We start from the raw sequence: 17,337 nt of genomic DNA on the forward strand, positions 1-17,337 counted from the left end.
CCGGAGTGAGGTTGAACGCCCAACAATCTCATGCGCCGGGCGATAGGCATGTCCCGGACGGGGTGGCACTGTGTAGTCAACGGGGTGGAGGAAAGGACGCCAGGGACACTGTCGGGAGTCGCCGATCTCGCAGGGGGCGTGGGATCGAACGACACGGGGCTCACAGCCGGGCGTTCGGAACCGTGGTCGCGGGTGGTGGCGGAGAGTTGGACCGAGGCTTGGGAGGGCGACTCGGCAACTCGGAACCATTGCCCGCGACCGCTGTCCGCGCCCGGTCGCCGTGTGCGGCCGACCCGGACCGGTGAGAGAGTCGGGGCGTGACGGACGCGGCGAGGACGGAGCCGGTGCCCGCGGCTCTAGAGATCACCTGCGACGAGTCCGGGTACGAAGGCGAGAAGCTGGTCGGCGGGGTGACCGACGTGTTCGCGCACGCGAGTGTGCGGATCGACGACCAGACCGCGGCCGACTGCATCACCGAGCTGCGGCTGCGGATCCGGTCGCCCGCGACGATGTACAAGGCCAACCACCTGCTCAGGTCGAAGCATCGCGCGGTCTTGCTGTGGCTGCTCGGCCCGGACGGCCCCCTGCTGGGCAACGCCCGGGTTTTCCTGGTCGACAAGACCTACTTCCTGGCCTGCGGGCTCGTCGGCCACCTCGGCGCGCGGCCCGCACTGGCCAGGTTCCTGTACGACGCCGCCCGGCGGACCGCGGAGGCCGAGGCGTTCCTGGTCGCGGCCAACGACTTCCTGCGCTTCACGTTCCGCGACCAACATCCGGTCGTGTCGCCGCTGGACCCGTTGATCCCGGCGATCGTGCGCGCGGTCGAGTACTGGGGGAGTGACGGGCGACCGGTGGCGATCGCGCACGACCGGCAGACCACGTTGTCGCCCGAGCGGGTCTTCACCCTCCGCCGGTCGGCCCCGAACTTCGCCGGCCTGGAGCAGGTGGATTCCTTCACGGACCAGCGGGTCCAGGTCGCCGACTTCCTGGCCGGCGTGGCCCGCAAGGTCGCGTCCGACCAGTTGAAAGGTGCCGACGACACCGAGGTCAGTGCACTCCTTCGCCCGTACCTCGACCCTCGGTCGCTGTGGATCGACGAACCGTCCTGGACCAGACTGACTCGTTAGCCCTTGGCAACAGTCGGCGTACGGCGCATAGTCGGGTGATCGATACAGCAGCAGGGAGCCGGTGTCGTGCAGGAAGACCATGCAGCCGCCCCGCTGCGGGTTGATCCCGAGACCGCGATCATCCTGCGCGAGGCGTACCACAAGATCGAGGCGCTGTTCCGGGCCGATCACTACGGTCTGTACGACTACGTCCGGGTGGTGGCCGGCAAGATCGCCCGCGTCGACACCTTCTTCGTCGGTTTCCTGCAGGGCACCAGCCGGGTCCGCTACCCCTACGCGTACGACGCCGGCCGGTACGTCGACCCGGACACGCACATCTTCGGGCCGAACGGGCAGACGGCCTGGCTGCTGAAGCACCGGCAGACGTACAGGTACGCCTACGACCAGGGTGCGGTGTTGCACGCCGGCGTACCGATCGGGGACGTCGGGCGACGGTCCGAGGACGCGGTCACGGTGCCGATCTTCCGGCCGGGGAAGGACGGACCGGGCCAGCTGTTCGGCATGCTGTCGATGCAGAGCTACGTGCCGGACAGTTACGACGACAACGTCGTCCGGGCGTTCGAGTGGTTGAGCGGCGTGGTCGAGCGGGTGCTGACCCGCGAGGGCGAGGACCGGGAGGCGCTGCGGCGGCTGCCGGCCGGGGACGTCGGGCCGAACGTGCTGACCTCGGACCACGTGATGGAGTACCTCGCGCACCGGGTCGGGTCGATCCGGGAGATCGCGGTCGAGGCGATGAGCGAGTCCGAGGTGACCGCGGTGGTCCAGAGCCACCTGACCCGGATCATCGACGCCACCGAGCACATCCAGTCCGAGCTGATCGAGATGCTGATGGACACCGACGAGGGCCCGGAGCGCCGGTTCCTGAGCCTGACCAAGGCCCAGCAGGGGGTCGCGGTCCGGCTGGTCGACGGCCTCGACAACGACCAGTTGTCCGCCGAGCTCGGCATCAGCCTGAACACGGTCAAGACCCACCTGAGCGCGATCCTGCGCAAGTACGGCATGGCCAACCGGGCCCAGGTCGCCGACGACGTCCGCAGGTACCTGGCCGGCTGAGAACGGGCCCGGCCCCCGGCTCCGAGCGGAGCCGGGGGCGGGATCAGCCAGGACTAGAGCGCCGCGAGAGCCTCGTTCCAGGTCTTGGAGGGACGCATGACCGCGGCCGCCTTGGCCGGGTCGGGCCGGTAGTAGCCGCCGAGGTCGACCGGGCTGCCCTGGACGGTGAGCAGCTCGTCGACGATGGTCTGCTCGTTCCTCGCCAGGGTCTCGGCGAGCGGGGCGAACGCCTTCGCCAGCTCGGCGTCGTCGGTCTGCTCGGCCAGCTCCTGGGCCCAGTACAGCGACAGGTAGAAGTGGCTGCCGCGGTTGTCGATCCCGCCGACGCGACGGGTCGGCGACTTGTCCTCCTCGAGGAACGTCGCGGTCGCCCGGTCCAGGGTGTCGGCGAGGACCTGCGCGCGGGCGTTGCCGGTCGCCTGGGCCAGGTGCTCGAAGCTCGCGGCCAGGGCGAAGAACTCACCGAGGCTGTCCCAGCGCAGGTAGTTCTCCTTGACCAGTTGCTGCACGTGCTTGGGCGCCGAGCCGCCGGCCCCGGTCTCGAACAGACCGCCGCCGGCCATCAGCGGGACCACCGAGAGCATCTTCGCGCTGGTGCCGAGCTCGAGGATCGGGAACAGGTCGGTCAGGTAGTCACGGAGCACGTTCCCGGTCACCGAGATGGTGTTCTCCCCGCGGCGGATCCGCTCCAGCGAGAACGTGATCGCGTCGACCGGCGCCAGGATCCGCACGTCGAGGCCCTCGGTGTCGTGGTCGAAGAGGTACTGCTGGACCTTGGTGATCAGGTTCGCGTCGTGGGCGCGGGTCTCGTCCAGCCAGAACACCGCCGGGTCGCCGGTCGCTCGGGCCCGGGTGACGGCCAGCTTCACCCAGTCGCGGATCGGGGCGTCCTTGGTCTGGCAGGCGCGGACGATGTCGCCGGCCGAGACCGTCTGCTCGAGGACGGCGTTCCCGGCCTCGTCGACGAGCCGGACGGTCCCGGTGGTCTGCACCTCGAACGTCTTGTCGTGGCTGCCGTACTCCTCGGCCTTCTGCGCCATCAGGCCGACATTCGGCACCGAGCCCATGGTGGCCGGGTCGAAGGCGCCGTTGGCCCGGCAGTCGTCCAAAACGACCTGGTAGATCCCGGCGTAGCTGTGGTCCGGCAGGACCGCGAGGGTGTCGTGCTCCTCGCCGTCGGGGCCCCACATGTGCCCGGAGGTGCGGATCATGGCCGGCATCGAGGCGTCCACGATCACGTCCGACGGGACGTGCAGGTTGGTGATGCCCTTGTCGGAGTCGACCATCGCCAGCGCCGGGCCGTCGGCCAGCTCGGCGTCGAACGAGGCCTTGATCTCGGCGCCCTCGGGCAGCGACGCGAGCCCGTTGAGGATGCCGCCGAGGCCGTCGTTCGGGCTCAGGCCGGCGCCGGCGAGCACCTCGCCGTACTGCGCGAACGTCTTCGGGAAGAACGCGCGGACCGCGTGACCGAACACGATGGGGTCGGAGACCTTCATCATGGTGGCCTTCAGATGCAGCGAGAACAGCACGTCCTCGGCCTTCGCCCGGGCGACCTGGGCGGTCAGGAACTCGCGCAGCGCGGCCACGTGCATGACCGAGGCGTCGACGACCTCACCGGCCAGCACCGGCACCGAGTCGCGCAGCACGGTGGTGGTGCCGTCGTCGCCGACCAGCTCGATCCGGAGCGCGCCGTCGGCCTCGATCACGGTGGACTTCTCGGTGGACCGGAAGTCGTCTCGGTCCATCGTCGCGACGTTGGTCTTCGAGTCGCCGGTCCAGGCGCCCATCCGGTGCGGGTGCGCCTTCGCGTAGTTCTTCACCGAGGCGGGTGCGCGGCGGTCGGAGTTGCCCTCGCGCAGCACCGGGTTCACCGCGGAGCCCTTGACCTTGTCGTACCGGGCGCGGATGTCGCGCTCCTCGTCGGTCGAGGGCTCGTCCGGGTACTCCGGCAGGGCGTAGCCCTGGGCCTGCAGCTCGGCGATCGCGGCCTTCAGCTGCGGGATCGAGGCCGAGATGTTCGGCAGCTTGATGATGTTCGCCTCGGGCGTCTTGGCCAGCTCACCGAGCTCGGCCAGCGCGTCCGCGATCCGCTGGTCTTCCTTCAGGTACTCCGCGAAGACGGCGATGATCCGGCCCGCGAGTGAGATGTCCCGGGTCTCCACGCCGACACCGGCCTGACCGGCGTACGCCTGGATGACAGGGAGGAACGAGTACGTGGCGAGCGCCGGAGCCTCGTCGGTGTGGGTGTAGATGATCGTCGAGTCAGTCACAGCCCCACCCTAATGGGCGCCACGGCCGCTGCCGCCGCCACGTGGGCAGACTCACGCATCGAGGTCGTCGGGGTGCGCGAGGGTGATGCCGGTGGCGGTGGTGACGGCCGAGGTGAAGGTCAGGGAGTCGATCGGGGAGGCGGCGGCCACGGTGGCGCCGGCCAGCGAGGTGAGGCCGCGGGCGGCGTCCCAGGTGCAGTCGACGAAGATCGCGCCCCGCGCACTGACCTGGGAGAACTCCGTGCCGGTGAAGTCGCACCGGCGAAAGACCGCGCCGCTCAGCTCGGCGGACACGAAGTCGGCGCTGTGCAGCCGGCAGTCGCTGAGCTCGACCTTCACGAACTTCGCGAACCGGAACGACGCGAAGTCCAGCACGCTGTCGCGGACAGTGACGTGCTGGAAGCTGCTTCCCGGCGCCGCGAACCCGGTCAGCCGGGACGAGGTGATCGCGAGCCGGGTCGCGGCGGCGTCGGCCCAGCGGGCGTTCGCGAGGTCGCACTGGGTCAGTTCCGAGTCGACCAGGATCAGCTTGTCCAGGTCCGAGCCGGCGAGCTTGCACCGGGTCAGCCGGCAGCCGCCGATCTCGACGTGCTCGGCCTCCAGATCGCTCAGGTCGACGTCCTCCAGGGCGACGTCGAGCAATCGCTCCTCGTCGTCGATCTCGTCGGGTGTGGGCGACGCGGCGTCGAGGTGGGCACGCAACCTGGGAACGGCGATCTTCATGAGACCGACCGTAACGAGGGCTGCGGACAGTTCACCGCGACCGGACGTAGTGCGCGGCGGCACCGATCAGCGCGGAATGCTCGGTGTCCTCGGTCGCCGCGACGTCGAAGTCGAACACCTCCCGGACGATGTCGAACGCCCCCGAGATCGACCCGCCCAGCACCACTTTCGTCACGCCGAACCGCTCCAGCCACGGGGGCAGCGCGGCAGCCAGGACGCCGAACGCCTCGACCAACACCTCCCGCGCGTCGCCGGTGCCCTCCCGGGCCCGGTCGGCGATCTCCTTCACCCCGATCTCCGGCTCCTCCGTGCCGGTCCGGGCGAAGTACGCGCGCAGGATCGCCCGGGCGGAGATCCAGTCCTCCAGCGGCTTCCCGTCGTACGACGTCTTGTAGAGCTCACCGCCCGGCGGCACGGTCTCGCCCGCACGAACCACGCGGCCGTCGGCGAGGAACGCCGTACCGATGCCGGTGCCGATGGTGACGCCGACGCAGCGGTCCACCTCGCGGACCGCGCCGGCCGTCCACTCGCCGACCGCGAACGCCTCGGCGTCGTTCATGAACAGGATCTGGTCGAGATCGAGCAGGCCGCGCAGGCGCTCGCCGACCTTGTATCCGTAGAGGTGGTCGAACTTGCCCTGGCCGCGGTACCAGGCGACGCCGGTGGCGAAGTCGAACGGCCCGGGCAGCGCCACCGCCAGGCCGTTTGCCAACGGCAACTTCCGGGCCGCGGCCGCCAACTGGTCGAGCACCACCTCGGCCGCCTTGCGCGACTCCAGGTCCGCCCGCTCCACCACGTCCACGGCCCAACTGCCCGACGACACCACGGCCGCCGTCACGTGGCTGCCCCCGATCTCCAGCACCGCTACGTCCATCCGGTCATCATGTCAGCAGCCGCCTGGCAGACTTCGGACGTGCACGAACTCATGGTCGACGGTGTCCGGCTCGCGTACCACGTCCACGGCAACGGCCCGGTCTGCCTGGTCCACCCTGGCGGCCCCGGCATCCACTGGCCGTACCTCCGCCTCCCGGCGCTCGAGAAGCACCTGACGATGGTGTACGTCGAGCCGCCCGGCACCGGGAACTCCGGCCTGCTCCCCGACGGCGACTACTCGATGACCCGCTACGCGTCGTTCGTCGACCGGCTGGCCCGGCACCTCGGCGAGTCGAAGGTCTTCGTGCTCGGCCACTCGCACGGTGGATTCGTCGCCCTCCAGACCGCCCTGGACCACCCCGAGCGGCTGGCCGGGATCATCGTGTACGACGGCATGGCGTTCAACGGTCCCGAGCTCGGGGAGCAGGCGTCCCGCAACATCGACGCGTACGTCGGCCGGCGGCCGCCCGGTGACCCGCTGGCCGCGCAGGTCCTTCAGGCCTGGCAGGACGACCCCGCGGACCGCGAGGAGCAGTTGGACGCGTTGCGGCGGCTGCTGCCCGTCTACTTCAAGGACTACGAGGCGATCGAGGGCCGGCTGACCGACTGGGGCGCGACGATCGACCTCACGATCGACCCGAACCGGAAGGACTCGCGCTGGGACATCCGCGGCCGGCTCGGCGAGATCGCCGTACCGGCGCTGGTGCTCGTCGGTGTCGCCGACTTCATCTGTCCGGAGAACTCGGCGCGGGAGCTGGCCGACGGGATTCCGGGGTCCGAGCTGATTGTTCTTGCCGAAAGTGGGCACTTCGGGCATCTCGAGCAACCGGACGTCTTCCGGGACTGCGTCGTGGAGTTTGTTCGTAGAGTGTCTTGATCGGGACTCGAGGGGACAGGGATGCCCGCGGAGAGCAGAGCGCCGTCCGTGGTCGCGGCGCTGAGCGTCGTGGTCGCGGTGGTCGGCCATGTGCTCGCGGGCGGCGGACCGGTGCCACTCGACGTCATCGCACCACTCCTGGCGCTGACGAGTGTCTGCTGGCTGCTGGGTGAGTACCTCGCCGGCGAACGCCTGCTGACCGCGCTTGTCCTCGCCGGAGTTCAACTGTTCGTCCACGTGACGCTGGCCGCCTCGCACACCGGGCACGAAGGCATGCACACGGAGGGCAACAGCAGCCTGCTTATGCCCGCTGCCCACCTCGCGGTCCTGTTCGCGGGGGTGCTGGCGATCGGCCGGGCCCACCGCTGGATCCACCGGGTCGCCCGGACCTTCGCGCGCCTCCTGCCCCGGCTTCCGACCCTGACTCCGGTACTGCGCTCCGTCACGGTGCCGACCGTGCCGTCGCCGCCACGACTGCTGCGGTGGCTGACCGCGAACGTCTCCCGGCGCGGACCGCCGGTCAGCGGAGCGATCTCTGTTCCGTCCTGACCGACCGCGTCGTCACGCGGTCGGTGACCGCGAAAGGTTCTGTCATGCCCAAGAGGTTCGTCCTGCGTGCCGCCGCGATCGCCGCGGCGTCCACGCTCGTCCTGGCCGGTGCCGCCACCTCGGCGTCGGCCCATGTCACCGTGTCCTCGCCGGACGCCGAGCCCGGCGGCTACGCGAAGCTCGTGTTCCGGGTGCCGACCGAGTCGGACACCACCAGCACCACCAGACTCGTCGTCTCGCTTCCCGAGGACCACCCGTTCGCTCATGTCGGGACGCAGGTGAAGGACGGCTGGAAGGTCGAGAAGAAGACCGAGAAGCTGCCCACGCCGGTCAAGGTCGGTGACGTCAACCTGTCCGAGGCCGTCACCACGGTCACCTGGACCGCCACCGGCGCAGGCATCCCGCCGAACGACTTCGACGAGTTCGCCCTGTCGGTGGGCCGGCTGCCCGAACGCGTCGACTCGCTGAGTTTTCCCGCTGACCAGACCTACAGCGACGGCGAGGTGGTGAAGTGGGCCGAGGTTGCCACGGACGGGTCCGACGAGCCGGAGCACCCGGCACCGACATTGAAGCTGGCCGCCGCGGTCGCGCCGGCCATGGCGCCGGCCGCCCAGAGCAAGGACTCCACCGACCCGGTGGCGCGCTGGCTCGGCGGTGGCGGCCTCCTGGTCGGCCTGCTCGGTGTCGCTTTCGGTCTGCGGCCGCGGAAGGCCGCACCTGCTGCGACTGGCCCCGCGAACCCCGGAAAGGCCCGGTCGTGACTGTGCACCGCTTGATCGCAGTTCTCCTGACGTCGCTCCTCGCCCTGGCGGTCTGCACCGGGCCGGCGTCGGCGCACGCCAAGCTCGAGTCGATGACTCCGGCCGACGGTTCGTCGATGGCCGCGCCGCCGACCCAGGTGGTGCTGACGTTCAGCGAACCGGTCGCCGGCAACGGCACCCGGGTCCAGGTGAAGTCGCCCAGCGGGAAGAACGTCGCCACCGGTGACGTCCAGGTGCTCGACAAGAAGGTCACCCAGCCGGTCGGCGCGATGGTCGAGGCCGGCCGGTACCAGGTCGACGCCCGGGTGGTGTCCGCCGACGGCCACCCGATCACCGTGGCCGGCTCCTTCACCGTCACCCACGCCGGACACCCGCCGGACCAGCCGGCCGGAACGCCGCCGACCGCGGACCAACGCACGTCGAACACGGTCACGATCGTCGCGATGTTCCTGGTCATGCTGGTCGTGGTCGCCCTCGCCGTCGTGATCGTCCGTCGTCGTCCCGCCTCGCAATGAACGCCGGCTCGCCCGGGCCGTGTCCGACGGACCCGGGCCGGTGACCACCGGGTGGGTGGACGGCCGGCCGTCGAGATGGGTGCTGGCGGCCGGAATCGTTGCCTCCGGCACCGTGGTGATGGTGGTGGCGCTGGTGGTCGCCGGCGGTGCTCCGGAGCGTCCGCCCGAAGGTCTGATCAGCGCCGGAATGCCGGTGTCCTGGGCGGTTCCGGTCCTGCGCTTCGCCGCCGACGCGGCCGCGATCGCCACCGGGGGCGCGCTGCTGGCCGCCGTACTGTTGCTCCCGGCAACGGATGGGAAGCTCGGCCCGCAGGCGTTGCGGGCCTGCCAGGACGCGGCGGTGACGGCCGGAGTCTGGGCGGTGGCGAGCATCGGCGGCCTGATCACGTCCGCGGCCGTCATCCTCGGTGTTCCGTTGTCACATCTCGCCGACCATGCGCCCATGGCCGGCGAACTGGATCAGGTGCGGGCGCTCGCGGCCGCCGTCGTGCTGACGGCCGTGCTCGCGGTGGTCCTCAGCGGTTGCCGGACAATCCGCCGCGCTCGGTTCGCGCTGGTGCTGACCGCGGCGGCGCTGACCGGCCCGCTGCTGACCGGCCACGGCGCGATCGAACGCACCGGTGTCTGGTCGGTCCTCGCCACCGGTTCGCTGATCGCGCACGTGTTCGCGGCGACCGTCTGGATCGGCGGTCTGGGCGCCGTACTGCGGTATGCCCGGGAGCGGCCCGCGGTCGAGCGGTTCAGCCGGCTGGCGCTGATCTGCGCGATCACGACGGGTGGGACCGGTCTGCTGACGGGGGAGATCCACCTCGGTGGGCGCGAGGACGGATGGGGCCTGATCACGCAGTGGGTGACCACCGGCTACGGGGCCCTCGTCCTCGCCAAGTCGGTCGCGTTCGCATTCCTCGTCACTTTCGGTTGGTGGCACCGCCGGACGACGATGCCGGAGCTGGTGGCCGGCGATCCGGCGGCGTTCCGGCGGCTGGCGATGGTCGAGTTGGTGATCATGGCCGGGACCGTCGGGCTGGCGGTCGCCCTGTCGCGCACCCCGTGAGCTCGGTGATATGTCAACAGAAGTCCGTATGATGGTCGGATGACGGACCCGCGGTGGCTGGACGGGCGCGAGGCGCGGTTGTGGCAGTCGTACCGTGACGCCTATCGCGAGTTGATGCGTGCCCTGGAAAGCCGGCTGATCGGCAACTCCGGCCTGTCCGGCGCCGACTACGCCCTTCTGCACCCGTTGTCGGTCGCCGAGGACGGCGTTCTGCGGACCCGCGACCTCGGCAGGTCGGTCGGCTGGGAGCGCAGCCGGTTGTCGCACCAGGTCAGCCGGATGGAGCGGCGCGGGCTGGTCTGCCGCGAGGAGTGCGCGTCCGACGCCCGCGGCTCGATGGTCCGGCTCACCGACGTCGGCCGCAAGGCCATCGAGGCGGCCGCGCCGGACCACGTCGACGCCGTCCGGACGTACTTCCTCGACCACCTGAGCCGCGCGGAGCAGGACCAGTTGGCGGCCGTCCTCGAGCGCATCACGGCGAACATCCCCGCGGACCCGTGCGCGCCCGCGGCCTGCGACGACTAGCCCTCGTCAGATAGCCGCGACACCCGTTGAGTTGACATGTGCACCCGCCCCGGCCGGAACGGCGAAGCCGTGGCCCGGTGGGCGCTGGACCTCGCCAAGCAGCGCGGCGACGCCGAGTTCGAGCTGATCGACATCGCCGACTACCGGTTGCCGCACCTCGACGAGGCGATCCCGCCGTCGATGGGGCGGTACACCCAGCTGCACACCCTGGCTTGGGCGCGCACGATCGACAGCTTCGACGGGTTCGCCTTCGTCACCCGGAGTACAACCACTCCACCTCCGGCGCCCTGAAGAACGCGATCAACTTCCTGTTCAAGGAGTGGAACGACACGGCGGCCGGGTTCGTCAGCTACGGCGCGGTCGGCGGTGCCCGCGCGGTCGAGCACCTGCGCCTGGTGATGGGCGAGCTGAAGGTTGCCGACGTCCGCAACCAGGTCACCCTCTCGCTCGCCACGGACTTCAAGGACTACCGCGACTTCACCCCCGGCGACCACCAGGAGCCGTCCCTGCACGCGATGCTCGACCAGGTCGTCAGCTGGAGCAACGCCCTCGCCTCCGTTCGCACGAGGGCGGCCTGAGCCGCGAGCCTCCTGCCCGGGGTGAGAGCCGGCGGAAAGGTAGGCACCCGCGCGGGAGCGTGCGTTTGTGCATAACCGCGGGAGCGCAAGTCTCCCGCGCGACCTGACGACCGTCCGCAGGGCTCAACACCTGGCCCGCGACAAGCACCTTACGGGGACGTGAACACCTCGCCGGGGGCTTGTACAGGTTATTGCCTGTGTAAGCCCGCCAGATGGTGTTCACGCCCACGGCGGGGCGGCGAGATCAGCGGGGGTGGCGCTTGGTGACTCCCGGTACTCGGAGGTTGATGGCGGTGACACGCCGTCACGATGAGCAAGGGGTCGGTGAGGCGGAAAGAATGAACTCGTCTCGTTCGGATGCGCGCTGAATTTGACAACGATTTTCATTAACGGCAGGATCCTCACCGACGGCGGCTGGTGCCGTCGGGACCTCTACCGTGAAGGAAACGCGCATGTCCGACGCTCTGAACAGGCGAGGCTTCCTGGGGTTGGCCGGTGGACTGGGGTTGGCCGGTGGACTGGGGCTGGCGGCGCTCACCGGGTGTGGAAGCGACGGCCGGGCAGCCGCCCAGCCCAAGCAGGGCGGGCGGCTGCGGGCCGTGTACGCCGGCGGCGGGGCGAAGGAGGTGCTCGACCCGCACGTCCAGAGCCTGTTCGTCGACATCGCCCGGCACAAGGCGATGTACGAGAAGCTCGTCGAGCTCGGGCCGGACCTGAAGCCGGTGCCGCGGCTGGCGGAGAAGTGGGAGAGTGACGCGCAGGCGGTCACCTGGAGGTTCACCCTCCGGGACGCGACCTTCCACGACGGCAGCAAGCTGACCAGCGAGGACGTCCTCTACAGTTTCGCCCGGATCACCGACGCGAAGGTCCCGGACCGGGTCGCCCAGTCGTCGCTGGCGACGCTGGACCTGCGCCGCAGCAAGGCGATCGACCCGCGGACGGTCGAGCTCACGCTGTCCGCGCCGAACGCCGAGTTTCCCGCGGTGCTGGCGGGCATCGGGACCCAGATCGTCCGTGACGGGTTCACCGACCCGACCCGGCCGATCGGCACCGGCGCCTTCCGGTTCGTCTCCTTCGACGCCGGCCGCTCGATGGTCGCGACCCGGTACGCCGACTACTGGGACGGGCCGGCCCGGATCGACGAGTTGCACATCCTGTCCGCCGACGCCGAGGCCCGGGCGAACGCCGTCCAGGGTGGCCAGGCCGAGTACGCGAACGACATGACCGCGACCTTCGCCCGGACGGCGGAAGCCGGCCGGACGGTCCGGATCGTCGCGGCCAAGGCCAGCACGATGCAGGCGTTCGTGATGAAGTGCGACCGGCCGCCGTTCGACGACCCGGACGTCCGGATGGCGTTCAAGCTGCTCGCCGACCGGCAGCGGCTGGTCGACGTAGTGCTCGCCGGCCGTGGTGCCGTCGGCAACGACCTGTTCGGCAAGGGCTACCAGTACTACCCCGAGGACCTGCCGCAGCGGGAGCGCGACCTCGACGAGGCGAAGGCGCTGCTGAAGAAGGCCGGCCTGGTGAACAAGGAGATCGAGATCTTCACCGCCGACGCGTCGGCCGGGTTCGTCGAGTCGGCCACGCTGCTGGCCGAGCAGGCCGCCGAGGCGGGCGTGAAGCTCAAGGTGACCACCGGCAGCCCGCAGACGTACGCGAAGGACCTGCTCACCAAGGGGGTCATCGGCAACCACCGCTCCGGCGCGATGCCGATCCCGCAGTACGTCACCGACCGGCTGCTGACCAGGTCGCCGTTCAACGTGACGCGGTGGCTGCGGCCGGAGTTCGACTCCGCGTTCGCGGCCGCCCGAGTCCTGACCGACGAGGCGGCGCGGTCGGCGAAGTACGGCGAGTTGCAGCAGACCCTCCGGGACGAGGGCGGCATCCTCGCCTGGGGTCTGCCCGACTACCTGATCGCGGTGTCGGCCAAGCTGCAGGGCGTGCAGGCGGTGCCGCCGAACACCCTGGACCAGGGCCGGTTCGACAAGGTGTGGCTGGCCTGAATGCGCTCGTACGCCGCCCAGCGCGCCGTCCTCGCGATAGTCCAGCTCGCCGTTCTGTCGGTCCTCGTCTTCGTCCTGACCACCCTCCTCCCGGGGGACGCGGCCGAGATGCGGTTCACCGAGACGCTGGCACCCGAGCAGGTCGAGCGGATGCGCGCGCAGCTCGGCCTGGACCAGCCCGCGCTCGAACGCTTCACCCAGTGGCTCGGCAACGTCCTGACCGGGGATCTCGGGACGTCGCTGATCAGCGGCGGGCCGGTGACCGACATCGTGCGGAACTCGGTCGGCGCGACAGTGGTGCTCACGCTCGCCACACTGGCGGTCGTGGTTCCCCTCGCCGTTGCCCTGGGCATCGTGATGGGCACCCGGGAGAACGGCCGGCTGGACCGGGCGATCACCTCGGTCACGCTGGCGCTGAGCGCGATCCCGGACTTCGTGATCGCCGTGCTGCTGGTGGCGGTGTTCTCGCTCAAGCTGGGCTGGCTGCCGGCGACGTGGATCGGCGGTGACCTGCTGGCCAGCCCGGTGTTGCTGGTGCTGCCGGTCGCGGTCTTGTTCGGGCGGACGGTGTGCTTGCTGTCCCGCCAGGTCCGGGCCGGCACCATCACGGCCCTGCAGGCGGAGTACGTCGTCCAGGCTCGGCGGCTCGGGGTGCCGCGCCGGCGGTTGCTGGTGCGGCACGTACTGCCGAACGCGGCTGTGCCGGGTGTGCAGGAGTTGGCGCGGACCGGCGACACGTTGCTCGGTGGGGTCCTGGTCGTGGAAGCGATCTTCGCGATCCCCGGTTTCGCGACCGCACTCGTAGACGGGGTGGAGACGCGGGACGTGCCGGTGGTGCAGGGGTTGACGCTCGTGCTCGCGGTCGCGGCGCTGGTGATCAACCTCGGCGCCGACCTGCTGTGCAACCGGCTCGTTCCGCGCACGGAGCTTCTCCGATGACGAGTCGGGCACGATCCGGTGTGCTGGCGCGTGTGCCGCTCGCGGTGTCGGCCGCGCTGGTGCTCGTCCCGCTCCTCGTCGCCGTCCTCGGGCCGCTGGTCCCACTCGATGCGCGCCCAGGACTGCCGTACAACGCGCAGGGTGCCCTCGGCACCGACGGCCTCGGCCGGGACGTGCTGCAACTCCTGCTGACCGGCGGCCGGACGGCGCTCGGGATGGCCTTCGGCGCCGTGCTCGTCGCGTACCTCGCCGGTGGGCTGATCGGGCTGACCGCGGCCTCGACCCGGCACCGCTGGCTCGACGAGGCGTTGATCCGGCCGCTGGACGTCCTGCTGCCGTTGCCGTCCCTGCTGGTGATCAGCGTGGTCGCCGTCGGCTGGCGGGCGTCGGCGTTCGCGATCACCCTTGCCGTTGCCATGGTCAACGTTCCGACGGTCGCCCGGCTGGTCCGGGCGGCCGCGCTCGACGCCGCCAGTGGACCGGTCGTCGAGGCGCTCCGGATGCAGCGCGAGAGCTGGTTCGGCATCCACCTCGGGTACGTCGGCCGCGCCGTCCTCGGCCCGGTCGCGGCCGACATCGGCACCCGGATCACGCTGGCCGTCTTCCTGGTCGCCTCGGTGAACTTCCTCGGGCTCGGTCTCAGCCCGACCGCACCCGACTGGGCCGTCAGCGTCTCCCGCAACCGTGAAGGCCTACTTCTCCAGCCGTGGGCCGTGATCGCGCCCGCGTTGATGCTCGTCTCCTTCACTCTGGGCTTCAACCTGCTGGCCGACCGTCTCGTGCACCACTCGCGCCGCCTGGTGGAGGTGGCCCGATGACGCCGCCTCGTGACGTCCGCCCTGCCGGCGCGGTCCCCGGACAGGCGCTCGTGCGGGTGCGCGGCCTCGCCGCGACCGCCGGCTCGGCGATCCTCGTCGACGACGTGTCCTTCGAGGTGTGGCCCGGGCAGGTCACCGCGCTGGTGGGTGCGTCGGGATCGGGCAAGACCACCTCCGCGCTCGCACTGCTCGGCGAACACGGCAACGGCGTACGGCTCGACGGGCAGGTCGAGGTCGACGGGCAGCTCGCGGTCGACCGCAACGGACCGACGTCCGCGGCGTCCGGTCTGCGCGGCCGGGTGGTCGCCTACATGCCGCAGCATCCCGGCAGTGCACTCAACCCGGCCCGGCGGATCGGTGCGACTCTCCGGGAGTTGGAGGGCCTTCACCATCGCGGCGAGCCGGTCGTCCAGCAGGCGCTCAGTGCGGCCCAGCTTCCAGGTGATCGCGGAACGCTGCGACGGTTCCCGCACCAGTTCTCCGGCGGGCAGCGTCAGCGGGTCGCCCTGGCGCAGGCGCTGACCTGCCGGCCGAAGGTCCTGGTGCTGGACGAACCGAGCACCGGCCTGGACTCGATCACCCGGCTGCAACTCGTCGGCGAACTCGAGGACCTGGCCCGGAACGGCCTCGGGATCCTGCTGCTCAGCCATGACCTCGATCTCGTCCGCGCGCTCGCCGAGCACGTCGTCGTCCTCTCCGCCGGACGGGTGATCGAGGCCGGCGGTGCCGACATCCTGCCCGCCGCGCCGGAGCTGCCACCGGCGGGAACGCCGGCGCCGGCCAAGCCGTTGCTCCAGGCAATGAAATTGTCCGCGTCACTGCGCCCGCGTGGCCGCGATCCGATCGTGCGGGACGTCGACCTCGGTGTCCGGCCGGGCCAGTGCCTCGGCGTGGTCGGTCGTTCCGGCAGCGGCAAGACCACGCTCGCCCGCTGCCTGGCCGGCCTGCACGAGCGCTACACCGGCCGGATCCTCCTGGACGGCGAGGAGCTACCCGTCCTGCGCAGGCGGTCGCTCGAGCAGAACCGGCGCGTCCAGTACGTCTGGCAGGAAGTCCGCGGCTCCTTCGACGAACGCCGTCCCGTCGACCAGCAGGTCGCCCGGACGGCCCGGCGCCTGCGCGGACTGTCGGCGGAGGACGCGCAGGCCGAGGCGGTCGCCACCCTGGCCCGCCTCGGTGTCTCGGCCGTCACGGCCGCCCGCCCGCCGAGCCGGTTGTCCGGCGGCGAGCTCCAGCGCGCCGCCCTCGCCAGGGCCGTGCTCGCGCGGCCCGACGTCCTGGTCTGCGACGAGATCACCACCGCACTCGACGATCGCGGTACGACGCTCGTGGTCGAGCTGCTCGCCGAGCTGAAGGACCGCGGCACCGCGGTGGTCTGGATCGGCCACGACCTCGGTCTGGTCGCGGCGGTGGCCGACCACGTGCTGGTGATCGACGCCGGTCGCGTGGTCGAGGACGGCCAACCGGCCGCCGTGATGACCCGGCCCCGGTCCGAACTGACCCGGCGGCTGGTGGCGGCCGCCCGGATCGGACGGCGATCCCCCGAATCTCCGCCCGTGCTGACCCCCGACACGAGGAGCGAACCGCGCCGATGACGCGACTGCACGACCACCTGGCGGAGGCGATCAAGGACCCGGATCCGATCCGGGTCGGGGTCGAATCCGGTGACGACCTGATCTGCCTGCGGTTCGAGACCATGAAGGTGTACTCCGCGCTCGGCGCCGTACGCCACCTGCTGGAGACCGGGGCCGTCCGTCCCGGCGACACGCTCATCGACAGTTCCAGCGGGATCTACGCGCACGCGCTCGCCCTGGCCTGCCACCGGTACGGGATGAAGTGCCACATCGTCGGCTCCACCACGGTCGACCGGACGCTGAAGGTCCAGCTCGAGATTCTCGGCGCGACCGTCGAGCAGGTGCCGTCGTCGAACAACCTGCAACTCGACCAGAACCTCCGGGTCCGGCGGATCGGCGAGATCCTGCGCGACAACCCGACGTACCACTGGATGCGGCAGTACCACGACGACATCCACTACCTCGGGTACGGCGCGGTCGCCGACCAGGTGAACGACCTGGTGCCGACCGGGCCGCTGTGCCTGGTCGGCGGGGTCGGGACCGGTGCGTCGACCGGTGCGATCGCGGAGTACCTGCGCAACCGCGGCCGGGACGTGAACCTGGTCGGGGTGCAGCCGTTCGGCAGCATCACCTTCGGTGCCGGCCACACCCAGGACCCGGAGATGATCATCGCCGGGATCGGCAGCTCGATCGAGTTCCGGAACGTGCGGCACGAGTTGTACGACCGGCTGCACTGGGTGTCGTTCGAGTACGCGATGTCGGCCGCGGTCGACCTGCTCCGGACCTCCGGGGTCTTCGCCGGGCTGTCGGCCGGGGCGGCGTACCTGTCGGCGCTGTGGGAGCACAACTGCGACAGCAGCCGCAAGCACGTCTTCCTGGCCGCCGACACCGGCACGCGGTACGTCGAGTCCGCGTTCGCCCGCCATGCCGAGGCACGGCCGATGGCGACGATGCGGCCGCGGGAGATCGGATCGCTGGACGAGCTCGCGGTGCCGTGGTCGGCGATGTCATGGGATCGGCGGGACTCGGCGCTGACCGTGCGGGCAGAGTTCCCATCTGCGACTCCGTCGCATTAATGTGGTGACGATGCCTGACCGG

The 17,337-nt window shown here is 70.7% G+C and carries 16 protein-coding genes and 1 pseudogene; 14 read left to right on the top strand and 3 right to left on the bottom strand.

Features of this window, described 5'->3' with window-relative positions:
- Window positions 1-317: 317 nt before the first annotated feature.
- Entirely contained in the window at window positions 318-1,127 is an 810-nt protein-coding gene (locus E1218_RS05450; protein WP_202865798.1) for a hypothetical protein, read from the top strand.
- A 66-nt stretch (window positions 1,128-1,193) separates the two neighbouring features.
- The gene (locus E1218_RS05455) at window positions 1,194-2,180 is read left to right on the top strand and encodes a response regulator transcription factor (RefSeq protein WP_132316871.1); all 987 of its coding nucleotides are present in this window, start codon (window positions 1,194-1,196) and stop codon (window positions 2,178-2,180) included.
- Window positions 2,181-2,233: 53 nt separating this feature from the next.
- On the opposite strand, the gene E1218_RS05460 is transcribed toward E1218_RS05455, so the two are convergent.
- The 3 genes from E1218_RS05460 to E1218_RS05470 are packed head-to-tail and all read right to left on the bottom strand — an operon-like array spanning window position 2,234 to window position 6,047.
- Window positions 2,234-4,450 carry an NADP-dependent isocitrate dehydrogenase gene (locus tag E1218_RS05460; RefSeq protein WP_132316873.1) on the bottom strand — a complete coding sequence of 739 codons (2,217 nt, stop codon included), beginning with the start codon at window positions 4,448-4,450 and terminating at the stop codon, window positions 2,234-2,236.
- A 51-nt stretch (window positions 4,451-4,501) separates the two neighbouring features.
- Window positions 4,502-5,173, bottom strand: a complete 672-nt coding sequence (locus E1218_RS05465; protein WP_233712023.1) for a pentapeptide repeat-containing protein — start codon at window positions 5,171-5,173, stop codon at window positions 4,502-4,504.
- Between the two features lie 31 nt (window positions 5,174-5,204).
- On the bottom strand, window positions 5,205-6,047 hold the full coding sequence (locus tag E1218_RS05470) for an ROK family protein (RefSeq protein WP_132316875.1): 843 nt from the start codon (window positions 6,045-6,047) through the stop codon (window positions 5,205-5,207).
- Window positions 6,048-6,086: 39 nt separating this feature from the next.
- Between E1218_RS05470 and E1218_RS05475 the strand changes: the two genes are divergently transcribed.
- The 12 genes and pseudogenes from E1218_RS05475 (at window position 6,087) to E1218_RS05530 (ending at window position 17,315) form a co-directional block, all read left to right on the top strand.
- The gene (locus E1218_RS05475; RefSeq protein WP_165949136.1) at window positions 6,087-6,923 is read left to right on the top strand and encodes an alpha/beta fold hydrolase; all 837 of its coding nucleotides are present in this window, start codon (window positions 6,087-6,089) and stop codon (window positions 6,921-6,923) included.
- Window positions 6,924-6,944: 21 nt separating this feature from the next.
- Complete coding sequence (locus E1218_RS05480; RefSeq protein WP_132316879.1) at window positions 6,945-7,472, top strand: hypothetical protein; 528 nt, start codon at window positions 6,945-6,947, stop codon at window positions 7,470-7,472.
- 44 nt (window positions 7,473-7,516) lie between these two features.
- Window positions 7,517-8,233, top strand: coding sequence for a YcnI family copper-binding membrane protein (locus tag E1218_RS05485; protein WP_132316881.1), 717 nt, complete (start codon window positions 7,517-7,519; stop codon window positions 8,231-8,233).
- A gap of 11 nt (window positions 8,234-8,244) precedes the next feature.
- Window positions 8,245-8,748: a copper resistance CopC family protein gene (locus E1218_RS05490; RefSeq protein WP_407657574.1), complete on the top strand. Its 504-nt coding sequence runs from the start codon at window positions 8,245-8,247 to the stop codon at window positions 8,746-8,748.
- 40 nt (window positions 8,749-8,788) lie between these two features.
- Window positions 8,789-9,802, top strand: coding sequence for a copper resistance D family protein (locus tag E1218_RS05495; protein WP_233712024.1), 1,014 nt, complete (start codon window positions 8,789-8,791; stop codon window positions 9,800-9,802).
- A 39-nt stretch (window positions 9,803-9,841) separates the two neighbouring features.
- Window positions 9,842-10,327, top strand: a complete 486-nt coding sequence (locus tag E1218_RS05500) for a MarR family winged helix-turn-helix transcriptional regulator (RefSeq protein ID WP_132316883.1) — start codon at window positions 9,842-9,844, stop codon at window positions 10,325-10,327.
- A 36-nt stretch (window positions 10,328-10,363) separates the two neighbouring features.
- A pseudogene (locus tag E1218_RS05505) lies at window positions 10,364-10,905 on the top strand (NADPH-dependent FMN reductase).
- Window positions 10,906-11,357: 452 nt separating this feature from the next.
- Window positions 11,358-12,908: an ABC transporter substrate-binding protein gene (locus tag E1218_RS05510; RefSeq protein ID WP_132316885.1), complete on the top strand. Its 1,551-nt coding sequence runs from the start codon at window positions 11,358-11,360 to the stop codon at window positions 12,906-12,908.
- Window positions 12,909-13,847, top strand: coding sequence for an ABC transporter permease (locus E1218_RS05515; protein WP_132316887.1), 939 nt, complete (start codon window positions 12,909-12,911; stop codon window positions 13,845-13,847).
- Window positions 13,844-14,665, top strand: coding sequence for an ABC transporter permease (locus E1218_RS05520; RefSeq protein ID WP_132316889.1), 822 nt, complete (start codon window positions 13,844-13,846; stop codon window positions 14,663-14,665). Before E1218_RS05515 ends, E1218_RS05520 begins: the two co-directional genes overlap by 4 nt.
- Entirely contained in the window at window positions 14,662-16,260 is a 1,599-nt protein-coding gene (locus tag E1218_RS05525; RefSeq protein WP_132316890.1) for an ABC transporter ATP-binding protein, read from the top strand. Before E1218_RS05520 ends, E1218_RS05525 begins: the two co-directional genes overlap by 4 nt.
- Complete coding sequence (locus E1218_RS05530) at window positions 16,257-17,315, top strand: pyridoxal-phosphate dependent enzyme (protein ID WP_202865799.1); 1,059 nt, start codon at window positions 16,257-16,259, stop codon at window positions 17,313-17,315. The genes E1218_RS05525 and E1218_RS05530 overlap by 4 nt, the downstream gene beginning before the upstream one ends.
- The last annotated feature ends 22 nt before the right edge of the window (window positions 17,316-17,337 follow it).

Source organism: Kribbella turkmenica (genome assembly GCF_004348725.1).
Taxonomy (GTDB): domain Bacteria; phylum Actinomycetota; class Actinomycetes; order Propionibacteriales; family Kribbellaceae; genus Kribbella; species Kribbella turkmenica.